General features: G+C 50.1%; 18 protein-coding genes, 2 pseudogenes and 1 riboswitch. Of the genes and pseudogenes, 19 read left to right on the top strand and 1 reads right to left on the bottom strand.

Features of this window, described 5'->3' with window-relative positions; translation table 11 throughout:
* From BMW55_RS18080 to BMW55_RS19765, 10 genes and pseudogenes are all read left to right on the top strand, one after another.
* Nucleotides 1–107 (top strand): zinc ribbon domain-containing protein (locus BMW55_RS18080; RefSeq protein WP_139179474.1); only part of this gene is annotated, 107 nt, incomplete at its 5' end.
* A 67-nt stretch (nucleotides 108–174) separates the two neighbouring features.
* Nucleotides 175–420: pseudogene (locus BMW55_RS18075) on the top strand (dicarboxylate/amino acid:cation symporter); the annotation flags it as partial.
* Nucleotides 421–978: 558 nt separating this feature from the next.
* Complete coding sequence (locus BMW55_RS19600) at nucleotides 979–1,833, top strand: hypothetical protein (RefSeq protein WP_211663690.1); 855 nt, start codon at nucleotides 979–981, stop codon at nucleotides 1,831–1,833.
* 378 nt (nucleotides 1,834–2,211) lie between these two features.
* Nucleotides 2,212–3,618, top strand: a complete 1,407-nt coding sequence (locus BMW55_RS18065; protein WP_089973133.1) for an FAD-binding oxidoreductase — start codon at nucleotides 2,212–2,214, stop codon at nucleotides 3,616–3,618.
* Nucleotides 3,615–4,958: a (Fe-S)-binding protein gene (locus tag BMW55_RS18060; protein ID WP_089973127.1), complete on the top strand. Its 1,344-nt coding sequence runs from the start codon at nucleotides 3,615–3,617 to the stop codon at nucleotides 4,956–4,958. Before BMW55_RS18065 ends, BMW55_RS18060 begins: the two co-directional genes overlap by 4 nt.
* Before the next feature lie 89 nt (nucleotides 4,959–5,047).
* The gene (locus BMW55_RS19100) at nucleotides 5,048–5,185 is read left to right on the top strand and encodes a sigma 54-interacting transcriptional regulator (RefSeq protein WP_139179543.1); all 138 of its coding nucleotides are present in this window, start codon (nucleotides 5,048–5,050) and stop codon (nucleotides 5,183–5,185) included.
* A 266-nt stretch (nucleotides 5,186–5,451) separates the two neighbouring features.
* Nucleotides 5,452–6,102, top strand: a complete 651-nt coding sequence (locus BMW55_RS18055) for a GntR family transcriptional regulator (protein ID WP_089973124.1) — start codon at nucleotides 5,452–5,454, stop codon at nucleotides 6,100–6,102.
* Between the two features lie 45 nt (nucleotides 6,103–6,147).
* Nucleotides 6,148–7,482, top strand: a complete 1,335-nt coding sequence (locus BMW55_RS18050) for an FAD-binding oxidoreductase (protein ID WP_089973121.1) — start codon at nucleotides 6,148–6,150, stop codon at nucleotides 7,480–7,482.
* Between the two features lies 1 nt (nucleotide 7,483).
* A pseudogene (locus tag BMW55_RS19770) lies at nucleotides 7,484–8,704 on the top strand ((Fe-S)-binding protein); the annotation flags it as partial.
* A gap of 138 nt (nucleotides 8,705–8,842) precedes the next feature.
* The gene (locus BMW55_RS19765) at nucleotides 8,843–10,255 is read left to right on the top strand and encodes an FAD-linked oxidase C-terminal domain-containing protein (RefSeq protein ID WP_244527624.1); all 1,413 of its coding nucleotides are present in this window, start codon (nucleotides 8,843–8,845) and stop codon (nucleotides 10,253–10,255) included.
* Nucleotides 10,256–10,483: 228 nt separating this feature from the next.
* On the opposite strand, the gene BMW55_RS18040 is transcribed toward BMW55_RS19765, so the two are convergent.
* Nucleotides 10,484–11,950 (bottom strand): NAD(P)/FAD-dependent oxidoreductase, encoded by a 1,467-nt coding sequence (locus BMW55_RS18040; RefSeq protein WP_089973116.1) that lies wholly within the window; start codon nucleotides 11,948–11,950, stop codon nucleotides 10,484–10,486.
* Between the two features lie 350 nt (nucleotides 11,951–12,300).
* A riboswitch (SAM riboswitch) is annotated at nucleotides 12,301–12,411 on the top strand.
* 126 nt (nucleotides 12,412–12,537) lie between these two features.
* Here BMW55_RS18040 and BMW55_RS18035 point away from each other — a divergent pair.
* The 9 genes from BMW55_RS18035 (at nucleotide 12,538) to BMW55_RS17995 (ending at nucleotide 21,390) form a co-directional block, all read left to right on the top strand.
* Nucleotides 12,538–13,761: a 2,3-diketo-5-methylthiopentyl-1-phosphate enolase gene (locus BMW55_RS18035; protein ID WP_089973113.1), complete on the top strand. Its 1,224-nt coding sequence runs from the start codon at nucleotides 12,538–12,540 to the stop codon at nucleotides 13,759–13,761.
* Complete coding sequence (locus tag BMW55_RS18030; RefSeq protein WP_089973110.1) at nucleotides 13,758–14,429, top strand: 2-hydroxy-3-keto-5-methylthiopentenyl-1-phosphate phosphatase; 672 nt, start codon at nucleotides 13,758–13,760, stop codon at nucleotides 14,427–14,429. The genes BMW55_RS18035 and BMW55_RS18030 overlap by 4 nt, the downstream gene beginning before the upstream one ends.
* Before the next feature lie 14 nt (nucleotides 14,430–14,443).
* Nucleotides 14,444–15,109 carry a methylthioribulose 1-phosphate dehydratase gene (locus BMW55_RS18025; RefSeq protein WP_089973108.1) on the top strand — a complete coding sequence of 222 codons (666 nt, stop codon included), beginning with the start codon at nucleotides 14,444–14,446 and terminating at the stop codon, nucleotides 15,107–15,109.
* 23 nt (nucleotides 15,110–15,132) lie between these two features.
* Nucleotides 15,133–15,672, top strand: coding sequence for a 1,2-dihydroxy-3-keto-5-methylthiopentene dioxygenase (locus BMW55_RS18020; RefSeq protein WP_089973105.1), 540 nt, complete (start codon nucleotides 15,133–15,135; stop codon nucleotides 15,670–15,672).
* Nucleotides 15,673–15,728: 56 nt separating this feature from the next.
* The gene (gene mtnK / locus BMW55_RS18015; protein ID WP_089973102.1) at nucleotides 15,729–16,955 is read left to right on the top strand and encodes an S-methyl-5-thioribose kinase; all 1,227 of its coding nucleotides are present in this window, start codon (nucleotides 15,729–15,731) and stop codon (nucleotides 16,953–16,955) included.
* Nucleotides 16,952–18,010 carry an S-methyl-5-thioribose-1-phosphate isomerase gene (gene mtnA, locus BMW55_RS18010; RefSeq protein ID WP_089973100.1) on the top strand — a complete coding sequence of 353 codons (1,059 nt, stop codon included), beginning with the start codon at nucleotides 16,952–16,954 and terminating at the stop codon, nucleotides 18,008–18,010. The genes mtnK and mtnA overlap by 4 nt, the downstream gene beginning before the upstream one ends.
* Before the next feature lie 515 nt (nucleotides 18,011–18,525).
* Nucleotides 18,526–19,554, top strand: a complete 1,029-nt coding sequence (locus BMW55_RS18005) for a TRAP transporter substrate-binding protein (protein WP_089973098.1) — start codon at nucleotides 18,526–18,528, stop codon at nucleotides 19,552–19,554.
* Nucleotides 19,555–19,564: 10 nt separating this feature from the next.
* Nucleotides 19,565–20,110 (top strand): TRAP transporter small permease, encoded by a 546-nt coding sequence (locus BMW55_RS18000; protein WP_089973096.1) that lies wholly within the window; start codon nucleotides 19,565–19,567, stop codon nucleotides 20,108–20,110.
* Nucleotides 20,107–21,390, top strand: coding sequence for a TRAP transporter large permease (locus BMW55_RS17995; protein ID WP_089973093.1), 1,284 nt, complete (start codon nucleotides 20,107–20,109; stop codon nucleotides 21,388–21,390). Before BMW55_RS18000 ends, BMW55_RS17995 begins: the two co-directional genes overlap by 4 nt.
* Nucleotides 21,391–21,409 lie beyond the last annotated feature (19 nt).

Here is a 21,409-nt window from a genome sequence, read left to right as displayed (position 1 = left end):
ATTGGACATGCCCGGGATGTGGTGTTCATCACGATCGGGACATCAATGCCGCCAAAAACATTCTGCAAGAAGGTTTAAGATTCATCGCCGTGGGGACCACGGTTTGAGCTTGGTCTATTTCTCCCGGTTGGGGGAGATTACCCAAGAATCCCCTGCCTTTAGGCATGGGGAGTGGTCAAATTGACGGCTACGCTTGCTTCGATCGGAACTGCTGCGGTACCTGGAGCCGGTCTCATCATGCTCACCCTGGTCTTGCAATCTGTCGGTCTTCCGGTTGAGGGAATTGCGATTGTTTTGGGCGTGGACCGGCTGCTTGATATGAGCCGGACAGTGACGAACATTACCGGCGATGTATGTGTAGCGGTCGTTGTGGCAAAAGGAGAACAAGACCAAACAGAAAAAGCAACTTCAGCGGCTTAAGACGAACGCGCAGGATTTTTCCCCCTTCAATGGGGAAGATGAAAATGAGCGTTGCTCGTGATTCCCCCTGTTTGCCTGACAACTGTAGCATAAGGGCATGTAGTGCGGAAACTCTCTAAAATCTACCATTCTGACTGTATGAGACATGGAACTTGGAGCATACGACATGGGTCTGTTCAATGAAACGAGAAGCTCGCTATTTCAATGGCGAAGTTGTTCAGGGAAATATAGATGAAATAGACGGTGTTCCAAAGAGTCGGGACACCGTTTTTGTTGTGTTTTAGTATTTTTTCGCAGTCTTGGGATTAAAGTGTGGGCAAGATTAAAATTTCAAAATTGTATGACTTAATCATTGTGCTGCTTCCGTTGATGCAGAGATTCTATGATTTATAATTGTTTTATTTATATTTTATTTGAAACATCGATTAATCAAGTTAGAAAGCATCACATATGCATATATTTTTATAATATGATCTTTTTTTTATTTTTTTCTCGCGAATCAAAAAGGAAATGGGAGATTTGTGTAAAATAATATAGGGCAAGGAGGGATACATAAAAATGGTTAACAAAACTTATTCTGTCATTTTGTCTGTGGTTGTTATGCTGGTGTGTACGCTGTTTCCGGCTGTAACATCCGCACAGCAGTCACTCACAAATTTAAATGTCAACCTGACTTTGTTGGGGAAAATCAAGGCTTTGAATCTTGTCGAAGTTGGCGGAAATTGCAAAGAGATCTATGCAAAAGTGAAAGTTGGGAAACTTACGAAACCGTTGGGGATTTCACTCGATCAATTAAAAGAGCTGAAGATCGAGGTTCCGTATGAAATTTACTGGTATCCGGAAGTTCGTCCGGCCAAAATCAAAGGCAAACTGGTTGCGGACGGAAAAGTTGAAGTGAATGGCGAAAATAAAGATCTTACCATACGGTATATCCCCGCCAAAAATCCCAACGGCCCTGCGGGTGAGTATGCGCTGAAACTCAAGTTGACAATCAACGGCAAACAAGTAGGTCACATCATCAGCGCCAAAGTCAAAATTAACGGAAATTGCGGAGAACCGCCAGGCGGTGACAACCCCGGCGATAACCCCGGTGACAACCCCGGTGACAACCCTGGCGATAACCCCGGTGACAACCCTGGCGATAACCCCGGTGACAACCCTGGCGATAACCCTGGTGACAACCCCGGCGATAACCCTGGCGACAACCCCGGTGATAATCCTGGAGATAATCCCGGAGATCAACCTGGTGACAATCCCGGCGACAAGCCGTCTGATACGCTACCAGGTGCCAAAATGCCCAAGACAGCAACCAATTATCCGGTTTGGGTATCGGTTGGCTTAGGTATGCTTTTACTGGGACTAGGGTTCATGCTTTACACTTTCCGCAACAGAATGAAAGGGTCGAAGCAATAATTCACTTCCGCCAATAGAAAGCACTTGAATTCAAGATCAAGTGCCCGGCTTGTCGACATGTGTATTCTATACAGGTCGACAAGCTTTTTTTATTGAATGATATTAATAGAAGATGATCAATGGGAGAATTTAGTGTTGTCCAAAACATCTTTAAAGCGATCGAAAACGACTCGGACCATAAGCTGATTAAGTACATGTGGAACATTTGGTCTGCCTGGTGGTAACGCAACCGTCGTCTTCGTCGATTTTTTTATTCGGTCAATACATCATCATCTGTGAACAGACAGTGAACGTACCCCTGAATAGTTGTGAAAGAAGTTCTCGTCCACGATCCAAAACAATGGCTGGGGATCTGATTTGTTGAAAGGATGGGAAAGAATGGATCAAAAGGTTCTGGAAGAAATCCGAAAAATCATTCCAAACGATCGAATCCTTTTGCAGTTGCAGGATCGGTATTCGTATAGTTTTGATGCTTCCTTTGGCGAATATTTGCCGGATATTGTGATTCAACCCGAACATGCTGAAGAAATCAGTCGATTGGTGAAGCTTGCCAACCGATATTTGATTCCCGTTTATCCGAGAGGAGCGGCTACTTCTCTGAGCGGAGGCCCCCTTCCGGTAGAGGGAGGGATGGTTTTAGACATGTCCCGCTTAAACAAAAAACTGATCATAGACCGTGAGAATCTCCTTGCAATTGTGTCACCGGGCGTTATCACAGCTGACATTCATCGAAAAGCGGAAGAGGCGGGGTTGTTTTATCCTCCGGATCCGAGCAGTTCTCACGTTTCAACGATTGGTGGAAATTTACTTGAAAATTCGAGTGGTCCCAGAGGATTGAAATACGGAACCACCAAGGAATACGTGATCGGGTTAGAAGTGGTGACGCCAACCGGGGATATGATTCGTACCGGGGGAAAAACCGTAAAAAATGTGACCGGATATGATCTTACCCGACTGATTGTGGGCTCTGAAGGGACATTGGGGATTGTAACTGAAGCCATTTTACGTTTGATTCCTAAACCACAGGCGAGGGGGACGCTGCTGGCTGCTTTCGACCGACTGGTTGATTCGGGACATGCGATTACGAACATTTTGTCGTCAGGGATTTTGCCGGCCGCTATGGAATTGATGGATAACGCATGTATGCGCGCTGTAGAGAACTTTCAACCGTGCGGTTTGCCGCTTCATGCTGAGGCATTAATCATCGTTGAAGTTGACGGGCATCCGATCGCAGTTGCAGAAGAAATTTCTCAATGTGAAACATTATGCCTGCAAATGGGAGCAACGACGATCAGAGTTGCGCAAGACGAAAGAGAACGACAGGAGATCTGGAAGGCGCGAAAAATGGTTTCGCCTGCTATTACACAAATGGGACCGACGAAGATTTCCGAGGATGCGACGGTTCCTCGAAGCAAGATTCCGGACATGATGGAGCGCCTGAAACAGATTCGGGAAAAATACCAATTAAATCTTGTCGTATTCGGTCATGCCGGAGACGGGAATCTCCATCCGAACATTATTACGGATAAACGTAATCTCGCGGAGATGAAAAGAGTCGAAGAGGCTGTGAGTGAAATATTTAAGGCGGCCATCGAATTAGGAGGAACTCTTTCCGGAGAGCACGGGATCGGCACGTTGAAAGCTCCTTATATGGAAATGGAACTGGGTGAAATCGGTTTGGCCATGATGAAAAAGATTAAACAGGCATGGGACCCAAACAACATCTTAAATCCCGGAAAAATATTCCCCAAACCTGGGCAAACCAAGGTGGTGTTAACAGAATGAGTTTGAGTCAAAAGAGCCATCAGCCGGAAAGCAATGGAAATCCGGTGCAGCAATTATTCCATTCCACTTATGCATTAACAAACAAATGTGTCCAATGTGGTTATTGCTTACCCGTTTGTCCAACGTATGATTCGATGGGAAAGGAATCTGCTTCCCCCCGGGGACGAATTAATCTGGTCCGATTGGCATCGGAAGGAAAGATCGACATTCAGGAAAATCTAAAAAATCCGATCGATCTGTGCTTGGGCTGTCGGGCGTGTGAAGTCGCTTGTCCGGTAAATGTTCCATATGGACATATTTTGGAGTTTGCCAAACAGGCGATTGAAGAGTCGCAAAAAGAGAAAGAGAGAGCTGTGTTTGGTGAAAGAATGAAAAGACTGAGTTTGATGAAATTATTCCCATATCCCGAACGATTGCGTGCGATCGGAAACTTAGTCTGGTTATACCAAAAGAGCGGTGTCGCCAAATTCGTTCGGAAGACAAAAGTAATCCATCGAATATCTGAACCGTTCGCTAATTTGGAGAACGTTCTTCCATCTCTGGAATCACCGGGGAAACGATACAAATGGGGAACGGTGATTTCTGCAAAAGGACAAAAGAAATCACGGGTGGCTTTTTTTGCCGGCTGTGTGATGGATGCCCTGATGTACCGGACCAACCGGCTGACGATCGAACTTCTCACATCGGTGGGATGTGAAGTGGTTATGCCCCAAAATCAAACCTGTTGCGGGGCTCTGCACGCCCATCAAGGTCTTCTGGAACAGGCGAAAGCATTGGCGAAAGCGAACATTGAAGCTTTTGAAAAATCCGAGGCCGATTTCTACGTCAATAACGCCGGCGGGTGTGGGGCGATCCTGCGTGAATACGATCACCTGCTCATGGAAGATCAACATTGGAAGGAGAGAGCCGCACGGTTTGTCAATCGGTCAAGGGACATCAGCGAAATTTTGATGCAATACGGTCCTCTTTCGTATAGAAAGGAGCGGCGCGGAGTTCTAATCTACCAGGATTCCTGCCATTTGCGGTATGTGCAGGGCGTGTATGACGAACCCCGTCATTTGCTGCGTTCGATACCGGGGGCGGACGTTGTTGAATGGGAAGATAGTGGATCATGTTGCGGATCAGGGGGGATCTATAACATGTTGAATTATGAGGAATCGATCAAAATTCTGGATAAGAAGATGGAAAAAGTAAAAGCGATGGGCGCGACCACCATAGTTACCGCCAATCCCGGTTGTTTACTCCAGATGCGGCTAGGGGCAGAACGGCTCGGCTTATCCAACCATATGCAGGCTGTGCACATCGTAGATGTGCTTGCGGAAGCATGTGGATTTGAGTGAGCGGAGGAATGGAGATGGCAAAGCTCACCAAGTCGTTTACCGTGTCATGCGTTCAATCCAATCCCAAGTGAAACGAAAGAGACGAAAATATAAAGGCGTTAACCGGTGCCGTCGAAGAATCGGCCAAGAGAAAATTCGGGGCTGCGAACGGTGGAACTATTGTGTGGGATAAAATGGGTGAGATTACTCCGGCATTGCAAGCCAAACTGCTCCAGGTCACGCACTGATTAAAATAGCGATCGCCTCTTAAATGGAAAATGAGGTTGCAAGTTCCTTTTTCGATCGAGAGATTCGATTGACGAGAACATTGCGAATGGATAGAGATAATTTCTGATAAGTAGACTTCTTTTGCTCATTTTCGGTGTTTTGATCAAAAGACATGTACAAATTATCTAAATATTTTATATAATATTTATTGTATAATATATCGGAATGGTTTTTGGTCAGTCTGTTTTGATGAGCGCAGCGCGATGACAGGGAGGGGAGGTTCAACGTGAAGCAGTTACCAAGGCCAAACCCGCTGAAGTTACAGGCGTATACCATTTTAAAAGAAGCGATTATTCGGGGCGAGTTCCATGATCATGAGATGATTACGGAACGGTCTGCGCATGAACGGTTTCAAATCAGCAGAACCCCGTTCCGCGAAGCGATTCAGACTCTCGAAGCGGAAGGGTGGATCTACAGTATCCCTTACAAAGGAACATTTGTCAGTCCGGTCACCACCCAGGATATTCATGATCTCTTTGAAATTCGCTTGATCCTTGAAACTTATGTCGTAAACAAAATTCAGTCCCATATGGACTTAAAAAGCTTAAAGCAGTTGGAAACGATCTTGCAATCGATGAAAGTAAGCAGCAGGGAGCAAAACGACTACGATTTCATGTTATTGGACAAAGATTTTCATCAATGGATGTTTGAATTGGCCGGCAACCGGAGACTGGTGGCTGTATTTATTCAAACTTCGGATATGATCCGGCGAATCGGAATGCGTGTCCTGCACCGGGAATCGAGGCGGGAGGAAGTGATCGCCGAACATCAGCAGATCATTGACGGACTTAAAAACGGCAGGGCGGAAGAAGCCATGGTTCAACATTTGAAAAAACAACAACAGTCTTATATTGATCTGTATCGCCAAAGCATTTGAACGGTCTCCCGTTGTGTTTGGGGCTCGAAAAAGGGGAGTGATCTTGTGAGTGGAACCGGGATCGACGGATTGATCGCACAGCTGGGATCCGAAAGGGTGAAGACCCGCGAGTCATCCTCATCAGATGGCGGATTGGAGACCGAAGCCATTGTTTTTGCCGATACGGAAGAACAGGCAAGATCCGTCGTGCGATGGGCTTCCAGGGAAGGAGTTGCGATCGTCCCGCAAGGCAAAGGAGGATGGGGGACATATGGAAATTCGATTCGCGGGCGTGCCATTACGTTATCTCTGGCCCGTATGAACGGGATTGTCGAACATTCCCCCGGCGATTTGATCGTGACTGTTCGGGCGGGAACGACATTGGCAGACTTGCAAAAACAACTGAAAGAAAAAGGACAAGTATTGCCGCTGGATCCCGGTTGGCCGGAACACATCACTGCAGGGGGCCTGGTGGCAACTGCATCAACCGGACCCAAACGGCTGAAATACGGGGCTCCGCGCGATTGGGTAACCGGACTCAGGATGATCCTGGCAAACGGACAGATGATTCGTACCGGCGGAAAAGTAGTGAAAAACGTGGCCGGATATGACATGAATAAATGTTTTGTCGGGTCGATGGGAACGCTGGGCATCATCACTGAATGCACATTTAAATTGCGTCCATTGCCACCGGCTGAAACCGTTTTGGTATTAACTGCCTCTGATGGGGAAACGATGATGCGTTTTAGCCGCCGCGTATGGGACTCTTCATTGGAACCTTGTGCCATGGAGCTGGTGAATGGTACGGCGCTTCGCTCTCTTACCGGGTTGGACGGGGAAGGATGTGCATGGGTCATCGGTTTTGAGGATGAAGAAAAAGCAGTCACCGCGCAGAGAAACCTGGTTGCCCGGTGGGCGGAGGAGGAAGGGCTTTCCATTCGCGCATGGTTGGAGCAGGAACAAGCTGCGAGCCTGTGGAATCGCTTGGGCCGGCTGACCCCGAATGCCTTGGAAACGGACATTTCCGGAATGGAAGTGGCTTTAAAGGCAATAACCCTGCCTGACCGGGTCGCCGGGACAGTTTGGAAGGCGAGTGATGTTGCGGAAAAACAGGGAATAGAAGCGATTGTGCATGGAGGGATCGGGACCGGGATTACGCGGGTGAACCTGTTTGCTTCAATGAATCAACTGGATCAAGTGTGTGAGACGATCGGGCTCATCCGGTCATGGTTGGAAGAAAGATCCGGATATTTGGTGGTCGAGCATGCACCTCTGTGCGTCAAGAATCGCGTTCCTGTCTGGGGACGGACTCCGGGAGGCTTTGGTCTGATGCGCAAATTGAAGGGACGTCTGGATCCGGGAAGTCTGTTTAATCCCGGACGATTTGTGGGAGGGATCTGATATGAACCACTCCTTCCATCCGCTGCCAAAACCAGAGGGATATCCGTTTTCTGATCCGCCCGACCCGAATAAGTGGTCAGCATGCATTCACTGCGGGATGTGTTTGGACGCTTGTCCCACTTATCAGGAAGAGCGCCTGGAACACCATTCCCCCCGCGGAAGGATTCATCTCATCAAAGCGGTGGGGGAAGGACGGCTCGGACTCAACCAGGGATTATACGATCCCGTGTTTCAATGTCTCGATTGCCGGGCTTGCGAGACGGCTTGCCCGTCCGGCGTGAAGGTGGGTGCCCTGATTGAGGAGGCCCGCGGACAGCTTTACCGGGCAATGCCGCCAAAGGGATGGAAGGGATTGGTGAGCCGCCTCTTTTTGCGCCACTTGTTTCCTTATCCCGGACGCCTCCATGTTTTGGGCAGGTTGATGCGATTTTACCAGCGGTCCGGACTTCGTATGTTCGCGAAAAAAGCGGGTATTTTGAAATGGATTCCGGCCCACTTGCGCGATCTGGAGGCCGTATTGCCGGAGATTCCCAAGCGGCCTTCCCGGGGAAGCATACCTGAGGTGACGCCTGCAAAGGGTGAGCAACGCTGTCGTGTTGCCTTATTGACCGGCTGCGTGATGGATGTAGTGTACGCCGGAATCAATGAAGCCACCGTTCACGTCCTGAGCCGGAACGGTTGTGAAGTGGTGGTGCCAAAGGGACAGCGCTGCTGCGGAGCGCTTCAAGTGCACGCCGGTGACCGAAAAACGGCTAAAATGCTGGCGCGGCAAAATATTGATGCGTTTTTGCAGGCCGGAGTGGACCGGGTGATCGTAAACGCTGCCGGTTGCGGCTCCGCCATGAAAGAATACGATGAACTTTTGAAGAACGATCCTGATTACCGGGAAAAAGCAGCCGAATTCGTCAGCCGGGTCCAAGATGTGACCGCTTTTCTCTCCGAGATCGGCTGGGAAGCCCCCCAAGGGAGACTGGATGGAAGAGTGACTTATCATGAGGCCTGCCACCTTGCGCACGGTCAAGGGATTCGCAGCCAGCCGCGCGAAATTTTGCGGAGCATCCCGGGGTTGACGCTCATCGAGATGCCCGGAGCTGACCGTTGCTGCGGCAGTGCAGGAGTGTACAATTTGACGTATCCGGATATGGCCGGTCGCCTGCTGGAAAGAAAAATGGACGATGTTCCGGACGGAGTGGATTGGATTGCGACGGGAAACCCGGGTTGCCTGCTGCAGATGGCTATGGGTGTAGGTCGCCGCGGCGGACGTGAGCGGGTCGTTCACACCATCGAATTGCTGGACGAAGCTTATCGGAGGGAAGCTGGACGGGAGCAGAACGGCGATGAGGGATTGATTGATGAACTGATGCGCTGTGTGGGTGACAATGGCGTACTCTTTCGCCATGAAGAGTTGGTCTCGTACGAATGCGATGCCTACACGTTGCAAAAGGCACTCCCCCGGGCGGTCGTGTTCCCAAAGGACACGGAAGAAGTGGCCGCGGTGGTTCGTCTGCTGAATGAGCGCAAGATCCCTTTTATTCCGCGCGGTGCGGGCACCGGTTTGAGCGGCGGCGCCACTCCGACCGGCGGGGAAGTCATCATCAGCCTGGTCCGGATGAATCGTCTGTTGCACGTCGATTTGCCCAACCGGCGTGCAGTTGTCCAACCGGGGTATATCAACCTTCATTTGACGCAATCGGTGGCAGGCCAGGGGTATTACTATGCTCCCGATCCTTCGAGCCAACAAGCGTGTACGATCGGCGGGAACGTGGGTGAAAATGCCGGTGGTGCCCATTGCCTGAAGTACGGGGTTACTACCAACCATGTACTCGGGGTCAAGATGGTTCTTCCCGACGGCGAGGTGGTTGAACTCGGAGGATTGCCCGACGAACCGGGTTATGACCTGGTCGGGTTGGTGGTCGGATCGGAAGGGACATTGGGAATTGTCACGGAAATCACCGTCCGCTTGATGAAGAAGCCGGAAGGCGTCCGAACGGTACTGGCGCTGTTCGACGAGGTGAGTGCCGCCAGCGAAGCGGTATCCGATATCATCGCCGCCGGGATCTTGCCGGCTGCTTTGGAGATGATGGATACACTGGCCATCGAGGCAGTGGAAAAAGGAACCTTTCCTGTTGGTTACCCGCGGGATATCGCCGCCGTTTTGTTGATTGAGGTAGACGGAGTAGAATCAGGGCTGGATGACCAGATTGAGCGGATTGTCGATGTTTGCCGGAAACACCGGGTACGGGAAGTCCGGCCCGCTGCTTCCGAAGCGGAGAGACAACGGTGGTGGGCCAACCGGAAAACGGCTTTCGGGGCTGTAGGCACCCTCTCTCCGGATTATCTCGTGCAAGACGGGGTGATTCCGCGCAGCCGCTTGCCGGAGGTGCTCGCCCGCATAGAGGAGATCGGTCGGGAAAAAGGAATCCGCATTGCCAACGTTTTTCACGCTGGCGATGGGAATCTGCATCCGCTGATTATGTTTGATTCCCGGGTACCGGGGGAAGAGGAGCGCGCCGTTCAGGCGGGTTCGGAAATTCTTCAAGTGTGCGTCGAAGTTGGCGGCAGTATCACGGGTGAACACGGAGTGGGTTTGGAAAAGCGCGAGGAGATGCGTTACCTGTTCACTGAAGAAGAGCTTGCGATTCAAACGGCCGTACGCGAAGTCTTTAATCCTGAAAATCTTTGCAATCCGGGAAAAATGCTCCCTGCCCCGGCCCGATGCGGGGAGGTAAAAAAGCATGTCAGCGAGATGGTTTCTCAAAACCACTTGGACTGAATCTCCCTGCGGGATGGGATCAGAAATATGTGCGGAGGAGTGGTCATGGGTTTATGGAAAACAGGCGAAACGTGCCTGCGTGGAGAAATCGCCTCTGACGGCTCCGACAAAGGAAAAACCGCACTTCTGGGAAGAATTGAAATTGCCTAAACCCCCTGAAGAGAGTGCCGGTCTTCAGGGGGTGCTTTGTTATCCCATATTTACGGTTGGATCTGGATGGAACAGACATTATCCATGATGAACCGGAGCATGGGACGGCTCAGTCAACTTTTCAGCGATAGCTCTTGCAATCCAGACACCGCATGCGCTTGCCTGGGCCAGGCCGCGGGTGATTCCGGCTCCGTCGCCGCCTACATATAAGCCGGCGATTTCGGATTCAAAGCGGTCGTCCAATTTTGGACGGGCGGAGTAAAACTTGGCCTCCACACCGTAGAACAATGTGTGTTCGGAGGCAATTCCCGGTGTGACCCGATTCAGCGCTTCCATCATTTCGATCAGGCTCTTCATGGTATTGTAAGGCAAGACGAGGCCCAGATCGCCGGGTACCGCCTCTTTTAAGGTCGGGTTGATAAAACCTTCTCTGATCCGCTTGGGAGTGGAGCGGCGGCCTTTAAGGATGTCCCCGTATTTTTGCACAATCACGCCGCCGCCCGACAACTGGTTGGCTAAACGGGAAACTTCATGAGCATATTCGGTCGGCTGGTCAAACGGATCATCAAATTGATGGGAAACCAGAAGAGCAAAGTTGGTATTTTCGCTGCCCAGATTGGGATCTTTATAGGCGTGTCCATTCGCCAGCATGATTCCCGAATGGTTTTCCACTACCACATGTCCAGAGGGATTGCTGCAGAAAGTCCGGACCCGGGTTCCTACCGAAGTATTGAAAATAAACTTTCCTTCATACAGATGTTCGTTAATTTCTTCCATGACGATATTGGATGTTTCCACCCGGACACCGATATCCACCTGGTTGGCGGACATTTTCAGGCGGCGTTTTTTCAGGACTTTGCCCAGCCATGCGGACCCGTCCCGTCCGGGAACAATCACTACTTTTTCCGCTGAAAGGATGGTTCCGTCGTTCAGCTCAACACCCGTTACCTGATGCCGCCCGTTTTTCTTTTCGGTGACGATGTCCGTGACTTCCGTTTTGAATTTCATCTCTACTTTGTCTTTGAGATATTCAAAAATGCTGGCCAAAATCTTCAGGTTTTGTTCGGTTCCCAGATGGCGGACCCGGGCTCGGAGCAATTTCAGCCCGGCGGAGTATGCTCTTTTTTCGATTTCCCGAACCCGATCGGTAAGCGGATCGGTGATCGTATCTGTAGCTCCGTGCTGCAGATTGATTTCATCCACATATTTGATGAGATCCACGACCGTTTCCGTCGGTAAATAATCCGTCATCCAGCCGCCGAATTCGCTGGTGATGTTGAATTTGCCGTCCGAATAGGCCCCTGCTCCCCCGAATCCGTTGGTAATGGAGCAGGCGGGAACACAACCGGCAAAATCTTTTTTACCGGCTGGAGGAGGGCATTTTTGAATCTTTTTCTGCAAAATGGGACAATTGCGAGAATAAATGTCATGTCCCTTGTCGATGAGCAGGACCCGGGCTTCCGGCATTTTCAAGGACATTTCGTAGCAGGTAAAAATACCGGCAGGACCTGCGCCCACAACAATCACATCGTATTTATCTTTCATATCGGATCCCTCACATGCATCTCGGATGAATGGGATTTATGTCGTGGAAAAACTGCTTTCAAAACCCTAAGAGACTATAACAAAAGTAACAGGGGAAATCAAGGCCAGGAACATCAAAAACACGAATATATTTTTTTAAATATCTTTTATTGTTCGTTTATACACCGGGAATTGTGCCGATGATCCGCTTCGATGGCATTGAAACGGACAGATCCACCGTGTGAAAGAAATAGCTGAAACTTTATGGATGAAACCGGACAGAAAAAAGTTTTCACCAAGACTGTTGATTAATAAAAATAAATATGTTAAATTAAAAGAGCTGATGGAAAATTGAATAAATCTGTGGAATTCTCTTATCCAGAGAGGTGGAGGGACAGGCCCGAAGAAACCTCGGCAACCATCTGCACAAAAGCAGAAAGGTGCCAATTCCTGCAGGACAATATTGTTCTGACAGATGAGAGAAGGCGATAACGATAAATGTATCCCTTTTTGCATCTGCAGAAAGGGATTTTTTATTGGTGCCGGAATAAACGGGCCCGATCTCCTGTAAGGTAAAGCATAGTCGATACGGGGAAGGTGATGGCTGGATGGTGGCCCATCAGGACTACATCATCGCTACATATTTGATTCACGGGAAGAATGATTTTCATAAAAAAGCAAACAGCATTGCGGTGGGTTTAACGGTCGGTACTTGGACGGAGCTGCCGGAGACGAAGAAAAAGCAAATGGCCGCCCATCTGGGGAAAGTGATCGAAGTGGCGGAATTGGAGCCGACTGCGGACGGGGAACCGCGCGCGCTTTGTAAAATCGGTTATCCGGTGCGAAATCTGACACCGGATCTACCCGCACTTTTGACCACCGTTTTCGGCAAGTTGTCGATGGACGGGAAGATCAGGTGCATGGATATCGAAGCACCGGATTCGTTCCTCGCTCAGTTACCGGGACCCAAGTTCGGAGTCGAGGGAATTCGGCAACAGCTGGGAGTGGCCGGCCGGCCGCTGTTGATGAGCATTTTTAAGCAGTGTATCGGCATGAACCTGGCTGAACTGGAGGAAGCTTATCGTCACCAGGTGGATGGCGGGGTCGATTTGGTGAAGGATGACGAAATCTTCTTCCGCGATGACTACGCACCAGCCGTGGAAAGGGTCCGCCTGTTCAACAGGATCAATCGGGAAAAGGAAGGGCGGACCGGGCAAAAAACGCTGTATGCCGTAAACTTGACCGGACCGGTGACGCAATTGGTCGACAAGGCGAAACGCCTGGTGGAACAGGGAGCCGACTGCTTGCTGGTCAATGCGCTTCCCTACGGATTGGACATTCTCCACCGATTGGCCGGCGATCCTGACATCCGGGTTCCGCTCATGGCTCATCCGGCATTTTCGGGAGCGATCTACGCTTCTCCTGAGTACGGATTAAGTTCACCGCTTCTGTTAGGAAAATTGATGAGGTGGGCAGGGGCAGATATGGTGCTGTATCCTTCCCCCTATGGCTCGGTGGCCATGCCCCAAGCCGACGCTTTAAAAGTGGCCGAATACTTGCGCGAACCTTCACCGGTACACCGGCGCTCGTTTCCGGGACCCTCGGCAGGAATCCATCCTGGCCTGGTGCCTGCCCTGGTTCGCGACTTTGGCACGGATCTGCTTGTCAATGCCGGGGGAGGCATTCACGGACATCCGCAAGGTTCGACGGCCGGAGGTAAAGCCTTTGTCGATGCCATCCGCGCTGCGGTAGAGGGGCGGTCTTTACAGGAAGCCGCACAGGATTCGCCGGAGTTGAAACTGGCTTTGGAAAAATGGGGGAGTCTGGAATGACATCGTTCCGAAAACGGGTGATCTTCTGTGATTTTGACGGAACGATCACCAATAACGACAACATCATCAGCATCTTCAAACATTTTAACCCCCCGGGTTGGGAATCGATTAAAGATGATATCCTTTCTCAGCGCATCAGCGTCCGGCGGGGAGTGGGGCAAATGTTTTCCCTGCTGCCCTCTTCCAGGAAAGAAGAAATCATCCGGTATGCGATTGACCAGGCGGAAATCCGGCCCGGATTCGAAGAGTTTATCCAATATTGCCGCGAACATGGGATCAAGCTCTTAATCACCAGCGGAGGCATCGATTTCTTTGTCTATCCGATCTTGTCGCGCTATGCGATTCCGGTCGAAGATATTTATTGCAACGGAAGTGATTTCAGCGGAGAGACCATCCGCATTGTTTGGCCGCACCCCTGTGACCCGCACTGTGACGTGGATTGCGGGATGTGCAAGACGAGCGTGATCCGTTCGTATGACAGCCGGCTGTATGAAAAGATTGTGATCGGTGACAGCATCACCGATCTGGCCGGTTCCAAACTGGCCGATTTTACGATTGCCCGCGATTATCTGCTGAAAAAATGTGAAGAGCTGGGTTTGGTCCACCAGCCTTTTACCACCTTTTTTGACGTGATTGATATTTTAAACGGTGCGCCGTTGGCAAAGTGAGGTGCATAAAAGGAATGACACAACTGAAAAGCGTTGAGACGATTCGGGTCGAATTGGAACAGATTGAGCAGGCCTTTCGGGATTTGCGCGAGATCAAGGATCTTTTTGCCAAGCGTGGATGGTTTCCCGCCACGAGCGGCAATCTCTCTGTGCGTGTGAAGGTTGAGGAGGGCCAGCCGGCCTTAATCGCGGTAACCGCCAGCGGAAAGGATAAATCGATCCATACACCGGAGGATTTCCTGCTGGTTGACCTCGAAGGGAAACCGGCATTTCCGACCCGGCAGAGACCGTCGGCGGAAACCCTGATCCATACGGCCATTTATCAAAAGATAAACGATTGCCGGGCGATTTTCCATGTTCATACAGTTGCCAATAATCTCATTTCCGAGCTTTACGGGGATCAAGGGGAGGTTTCCTTTACCGGCCATGAAATCATCAAGGCATTGAATTTCTGGGAAGAAGGGGCCGTGATCCAACTGCCGATTGTTCCAAATTATGCCCATATTCCCGCTTTGGCGGAAGCAGTCGGCGAAGTGCTCGATCCCCGCGTTCCCGGGGTGCTTATTCGAAACCACGGGATTTATGCCTGGGGAGACAGCATTTTTGCTGCCAAACGTCATTTGGAAGCATTTGAATTTCTGTTTGAGTATCAAGTAAAACTGCAACTTTTGAAAAAATAGTACAGATCGAAAGGGGTTTTTTCATGGCGCAGATTCGCATCAGAAATTCCGGGAAACGGTTGCAAACGGAGCAAGAGGTACGGTCATTCCTCGAAGAGCAGGGGGTCCTTTACGAACATTGGCCGACGGAAAAACTGCCGTCCCGTTTGCGTGAAAAGTTTGTTTTGTCCGATGAGGAAAAGGAAGAGATCCTGCAAGTGTACCAAGAGGAAATTGAATCCCTGGCCAAACGGAACGGATATGTTCAATGGGATGTGGTGGCTTTGTCCGAGGCGACTCCCAATCTGGAAGAACTGCTTAAAAAATTTGAAAACGTGCATGTTCATACGGAAGATGAGGTTCGGGCCATCGTCTCCGGAAACGGCATCTTCACGATTAAAGGCAAAGAGGGAACCGGCTACTTTGATGTGGAGCTCTCCGCAGGGGATGTCATTTCCGTGCCGGTCAATACTCCGCACTTTTTCACGCTGATGGAGAACCGCAAAGTCGTGGCCGTGCGCCTGTTTATCGACCCGTCCGGCTGGGTGGCGCATCCTTATCAGGATCCGGAGTTCAACGCTTGACCGCTAACGCCCGCACGCATGATGCGGGCCTTTGCCAAGAAAGGAGGAAACCATCGATGTTTGAAAATTATAAAGCTTTGACGGAAAAGGATGCGGTTGAATACGCCCGTTCTTTACCGGATTTGTTTGCCGGTGATGCGGAGCTGGCCAATCGGGAAATTGGCGATGGAAACCTGAATCTGGTCTTTCACATCGTGGATCAAAAATCGGGAAAAAGCGTCATCCTCAAGCAAGCTCTCCCTTATGCCCGGGTGGTGGGGGAATCCTGGCCGTTGACGCTGGACCGATCCCGCATCGAAGCGGAGGCGTTGAAACAAGCAGCCAAATTGGTGCCGGAATTGGTTCCCGCCGTCTATTTTTACGATGATCAATTGGCGTTGACGGCGATGGAGGATTTATCCGATCATATCATTTTAAGAAAAGGCTTAATTGCGGGAAAAGTGTACCCCCGTCTGGCTGAGGATTTGGCGAAGTATCTTGCCCACACGCTCTTTTTTACCTCGGAATACTACCTGGACGCGCAGGAGAAAAAAGAAAACGTCCGCCGGTTTATCAATCCGGAAATGTGCAAGATTACAGAGGATCTTGTATTTACGGATCCTTACTACAATGCAGAGACCAACTCATTTAATCCGCTGATCAGGGAAACGGTCGAGTCGATCTGGCGCAACCATCAACTGAAAAGGGAGATCGCCCGTCTGAAAGAATCGTTTATGACCCGCACACAAGCTTTGTTGCACGGGGATCTGCATACCGGCTCCATCATGGTGAAAGAAGACAGCACCAAAGTGATCGACCCGGAATTTGCCTACTACGGTCCGATCGGCTTTGATGTGGGGGCCGTGATCGCCAACCTTTTCCTTTCCTTTGTCTCCCATGAGGCGCACACGCAGGACAAGAAGCGGAGAGAGGAATATCAACATTGGCTGCTGGATACGGTTGAACAGATCTGGAACGGCTTTGAACGAGAATTCCGTGCATTGTGGAAAGAGCATGTAAAAGATGAAATGTGGTCCGTTCCCGGCTTTCTGGATGATGTACTGTTCCAGGCTCTCCAGGATACTTCCGGGTTTGCCGGATGCAAAATGATGCGCCGGGTGATCGGTCTCGCTCCGGTAGCCGATTTGGAATCGATCGAAGATCCGGCCGTTCGCGCGGAAGCGGAAATCAAGGCTTTACAGATCGGGGAGCAGTTGGTTTTAAAGTGCAAATCGATTCAGACCGTGTCTGACCTGACCAACCTGGCCCGGGAGATTCTCGGGAAAGGACTGACGGTGAAATGAAATTCAATCAAGCCATCCCGCATCCCCAATCGGTTTTCTGGCAAGAAGATCATTTGGTTTTGCTGGATCAGCGGCGGCTTCCAACTGAAACCGTTTATTTACACTTGACCACCCCGGAAGAGGTATGGGAGGCAATTGCCACATTGGCTGTCCGGGGGGCACCGGCGATTGGCATCGCTGCCGTCTACGGATTGTATTTGGGAGTGCGTGGCCTGCCTGACCAGGAGGAGATTTTCTGGGCAGAACTGGAACGGATCGCGGACTTTTTGAATTCGGCGAGGCCGACGGCTGTCAATCTGTCGTGGGCGCTAAAACGAGTGGTGAACAAGGCCAAAACATTCAAAGGCGAACCCGTCTCCTCCGTCAAACAAGCGATATTGAACGAAGCGACGGCGATTCATGAAGAGGATGTCCGGGTGTGCCGGCAGATTGGAGAACATCTGCTCACTCTGTTGCAGGATGGAATGGGCATCCTGACCCATTGCAATGCCGGCGGTCTCGCCACCGGTGCGTATGGAACGGCATTGGCTCCTCTCTATCTGGCCCGTGAGCGGGGGTGGAAGTTTAAGGTATTTGCCGATGAAACCCGCCCGGTGTTGCAGGGAGCCCGTCTGACCGCCTATGAACTCATGCAGGCCGGGATTGATGTGACGCTGATCTGTGACAATATGGCGGGTGCCGTGATGAAACAGGGATGGGTGCAAGCGGTGATCGTTGGAACGGACCGCGTGGCGGCCAACGGAGATGTGGCCAACAAAATCGGCACCTACAGTGTGGCCGTGTTGGCGAAAGCGCATGGAATTCCCTTTTATGTGGCTGCTCCTGCTTCTTCGATCGATTTGGAAACGGAGACGGGCGAACAGATCCCGATTGAGCAGCGATCACCGGAGGAAGTGGTGGCCGGAATGGGCAAACCAATCGCCCCAGAGGGAGTTCAAGTGTATAATCCCGCGTTTGATGTCACACCGGCGGAGTACGTAACCGCGATCATCACCGAGTACGGAGTCATCAGGGCTCCCTATCGGGAAAATTTGAAAAGAGTCTTAAACGGCTGACAGCCAGCATGAAAATTGCTGGCTTTTTTGTTTTTTAGCATCTATGGGGGGACCGGGTTGAAAACGGGGATCTTTCGAGAGCCCATCATCGAGCTATGAACAAACAATGCTTTGCCCGCCATAGGTGCGGGGCTTTGACCTCTTTGTGTTGCTTCATCGAAAAGGCTGCCTAAATGAAAAAAAGAACTGTACCATGGGAATCCGAGTTTTATCCACACTCTTTCCAATTGGATATAAAATATTAATGAGTTGACAATATTCTAATCATTCATATATAGTAAATAAAAAGTAATAATTGTATTCTTGATTCTTTTTTATCTATATTCATAAACTTAGTTTTATAATATAGAACAATATGAACGCATATTATTTTGAAAAATGAAATCGTTCCCAAACAGAACAGTACATAGAAAGCTCATTATCACGAAGGGCAATCGTTTTTTATCTAAATGATAAAACCGAACTTTATCATATAAAACCATCTGCCAATACATTCGGAAACGGGAGGGGTTCTTATGAATGGATGGAAGCGCTTCACCCGGGGCATCATTTGCTCTCTTATTCTGATTGTTTTATTGGCCGGCTGCGCGTCACAAGCGGATAATTCCAAATCCGGTCAAACTCACCGGATCAAAGTGGCCCATTACTTTGCCGCCAACCATCCTCAAAACATCGCTCTGCGGGAAAAATTTAAGGACATGGTGGAGAAAAATTCCAAGGGCACTTTAAAAGTCGATATTTATGAAAACAGCAAGCTGGGTGCGGAAAAGGAATTTTATGACGGCGTGCGCAATGGCACCATCGAGATGGGAATTCCCGGCATGATCATGCAGGCGGATATCCCGAAGATGGCGATACCGGAATTGCCTTTCTTATTCAAGGATTTCAAACATGCAAAAACCGTGTTGCAGGGTCCGATCGGAAAAGAGTTGACCTCTGAGATGGAATCGAAACATGGGGTTCGCGTCCTCGCCTGGAGTGCCAATGGGTTCCGGATGATATCCGGCAATCACCCGATCACGAAAATGTCCGATTTTAAAGGTTTCCGGTTGAGAATGCCAAACATCCCCAACTATATCGCTTTAGGCAAGTCCTGGGGGGCCAATGTTACCCCGCTGCCGATTTCAGAAGTATTTACGGCACTGGAGCAAAAAGTGGTCGACGGCCAGGAGAACCCGATCGCCACCCTAAGGGCTTCGGGATGGTATGAAGTGCAAACCCATGTGCTTGAATCCCGCCATATGTTTAGTCCCAACGTGTATATCATCAACAAAAAATTTTGGGACAAGCTGACGCCGGAGCAACAAAAAGTGATTGAAGAAGCGGCTCAAGCAGCTGCAGATTACGAATGGAAGTTGCTGGAGCAAAGTTATCAGCAGGATAAAAAGTTTCTTCAGGAAAACGGATTGAAATTCCAAAGCCCGGATGAACAGCTGAAAAAAGAAATGGAAACCGCAGCAAATCCCATTTATGAGGAATTTTACAGAATGAATCCTTCGACGAAAGAGCTGATTCAGAAGATTAAAGCGGCGGCGGCCAACTAGGAGGGGGAGTATGGAAAAAGCAGCCAAAGTCGTTCGTCATATCCTGAATATCGCCATTGCCTTTTCACTTGCGCTCATGTCGATCCTTGTCTTTGGAAACGTCGTTTTGCGCTACGCCTTCAATTCGGGAATTACCTGGTCCGAAGAAATGGCCCGTTTCCTGTTTATCTGGATGGTCTTTTTAGGGGCGATTGTCGCCTTGAAAGAAAATGAACATCTTGGTGTGGATATGCTGGTTAGAAAATTGTCCGCCAGATGGAAGAAAGTCGTTTATGTCATCAGCAATTTGCTGATTTTATATACCTTGTGGCTGGTATTGGAAGGAAGCTGGGGAATGACGCAGCTGAATATGGACAGTTCAGCTCCGGCCACCGGCTTGCCACTGTCCTTCATCTACGGAATCGGCATCGTGATGAGCGTCGGCATGGGAATCATTGTCCTCCGCAACTTGTATCAGGCCGTGTTTGGAAATAAATCGGGCGATGAGCTCATCATGACCAGAGAATCAGAAGATTTGCCGGCAGACAGACCGGATTCACAAGGGGGAACAACATGACACTTACCGTTTTCATCGTGACACTCCTTGTTGCCATGGCATTAGGTATTCCCATCGCTTACGCACTCTTGATCAGCGGGGTCGCCCTGATGTTTTCAATGGACAACTTCGACAGCCAGATTGTTGCCCAGAACTTGATTAACGGTGCGGACAATTTTCCGCTCATGGCGATTCCGTTTTTTATCCTTGCCGGAGAATTGATGAATGCAGGCGGCATTTCAAAGCGGATCGTGGCTTTTGCGATGTCTCTGGTAGGTCATATTCGCGGGGGGCTCGGCTACGTCGCGATTATCGGAAGTGTGCTGTTTGCCGGACTTTCGGGTTCCGCGGTGGCGGATACAGCCGCTTTGGGGGCCATTCTCATCCCGATGATGGTCAAAGCGGGGTATGACCGCAACCGTTCCACCGGTCTGATCGCCGGGAGCGGAATCATTGCCCCTGTGATTCCTCCAAGCATACCCATGATTATTTTTGGGGTGACGGCCAACGTTTCCATCACCAAATTGTTCCTCGGCGGGATCGTGCCGGGAATCCTCATGGCCATCGGTTTGGCGATTGTCTGGTGGTGGCTGGTGCGCAATGAAAAACTGGAAGTATATGAACGAAAATCGCTGAAAGAGATTGCCAAAACAACAGTACAGGCGATTTGGGCGCTTCTCCTGCCCGTGCTCATCGTCGTGGGAATGAGAGGCGGTGTCTTCACGCCGACCGAAGCGGCAGTGGTGGCGGTCTTCTATGCATTGATCGTTGGATTGGTGATTTACCGGGAGCTGAAAATCAGCCAGCTGTATGAAATATTGGTATCGGCTGCAAAAACCACCAGCGTGGTGATGTTTCTGGCTGCGGCTGCGATGGTTTCGGCCTGGTTGATCACCGTGGCAAACATCCCCGCCGAGATTACCAGCCTATTGGGCCCGGTGATGGACAATCCATTCCTGCTGTTGGTCATGATCAATCTTTTGGTTTTGCTGGTGGGTACCGCAGTGGATTTAACGCCGACCATTTTGATTTTGACTCCCGTCCTGATGCCGATCATCCAGCAAGCAGGCATTGATCCGGTTTATTTCGGAATTCTCTTTATTATCAATAACTGTATCGGTTTGCTTACGCCGCCGGTGGGAACGGTTCTCAATACGGCCTGCGGTGTCGGAAAGACGGATATGGAAGGCGTCATGAAAGGGGTTTGGCCTTTCTTGCTCATCCATTGCGTCATTCTGTTCTTGCTGATCCTCTTCCCGGAAATTGTCACCGTCCCCATTGAATTTTTGGATAAAAAGTAACCCCGGATGGGAGTGAACG

It is taken from the genome of Lihuaxuella thermophila, from assembly GCF_900110165.1.
Lineage (GTDB): Bacteria > Bacillota > Bacilli > Thermoactinomycetales > Thermoactinomycetaceae > Lihuaxuella > Lihuaxuella thermophila.
The sequence above is the reverse complement of the archived record's forward strand: the minus strand, read 5'-3'. Positions and strand labels throughout refer to the sequence as shown.

What these genes read in the sequence shown, in the direction of transcription:
- BMW55_RS19600 (WP_211663690.1), top strand. Translation starts at nt 979, where the DNA reads ATGGTTAACAAAACTTATTCTGTCATTTTGTCTGTGGTTGTTATGCTG.
- BMW55_RS18065 (WP_089973133.1), top strand. Translation starts at nt 2,212, where the DNA reads ATGGATCAAAAGGTTCTGGAAGAAATCCGAAAAATCATTCCAAACGAT.
- BMW55_RS18060 (WP_089973127.1), top strand. Translation starts at nt 3,615, where the DNA reads ATGAGTTTGAGTCAAAAGAGCCATCAGCCGGAAAGCAATGGAAATCCG.
- BMW55_RS19765 (WP_244527624.1), top strand. Translation starts at nt 8,843, where the DNA reads ATGCGCTGTGTGGGTGACAATGGCGTACTCTTTCGCCATGAAGAGTTG.
- BMW55_RS18040 (WP_089973116.1), bottom strand. Translation starts at nt 11,950, where the DNA reads ATGAAAGATAAATACGATGTGATTGTTGTGGGCGCAGGTCCTGCCGGT.
- BMW55_RS18035 (WP_089973113.1), top strand. Translation starts at nt 12,538, where the DNA reads ATGGTGGCCCATCAGGACTACATCATCGCTACATATTTGATTCACGGG.
- BMW55_RS18030 (WP_089973110.1), top strand. Translation starts at nt 13,758, where the DNA reads ATGACATCGTTCCGAAAACGGGTGATCTTCTGTGATTTTGACGGAACG.
- BMW55_RS18025 (WP_089973108.1), top strand. Translation starts at nt 14,444, where the DNA reads ATGACACAACTGAAAAGCGTTGAGACGATTCGGGTCGAATTGGAACAG.
- BMW55_RS18020 (WP_089973105.1), top strand. Translation starts at nt 15,133, where the DNA reads ATGGCGCAGATTCGCATCAGAAATTCCGGGAAACGGTTGCAAACGGAG.
- mtnK (WP_089973102.1), top strand. Translation starts at nt 15,729, where the DNA reads ATGTTTGAAAATTATAAAGCTTTGACGGAAAAGGATGCGGTTGAATAC.
- mtnA (WP_089973100.1), top strand. Translation starts at nt 16,952, where the DNA reads ATGAAATTCAATCAAGCCATCCCGCATCCCCAATCGGTTTTCTGGCAA.
- BMW55_RS18005 (WP_089973098.1), top strand. Translation starts at nt 18,526, where the DNA reads ATGAATGGATGGAAGCGCTTCACCCGGGGCATCATTTGCTCTCTTATT.
- BMW55_RS18000 (WP_089973096.1), top strand. Translation starts at nt 19,565, where the DNA reads ATGGAAAAAGCAGCCAAAGTCGTTCGTCATATCCTGAATATCGCCATT.
- BMW55_RS17995 (WP_089973093.1), top strand. Translation starts at nt 20,107, where the DNA reads ATGACACTTACCGTTTTCATCGTGACACTCCTTGTTGCCATGGCATTA.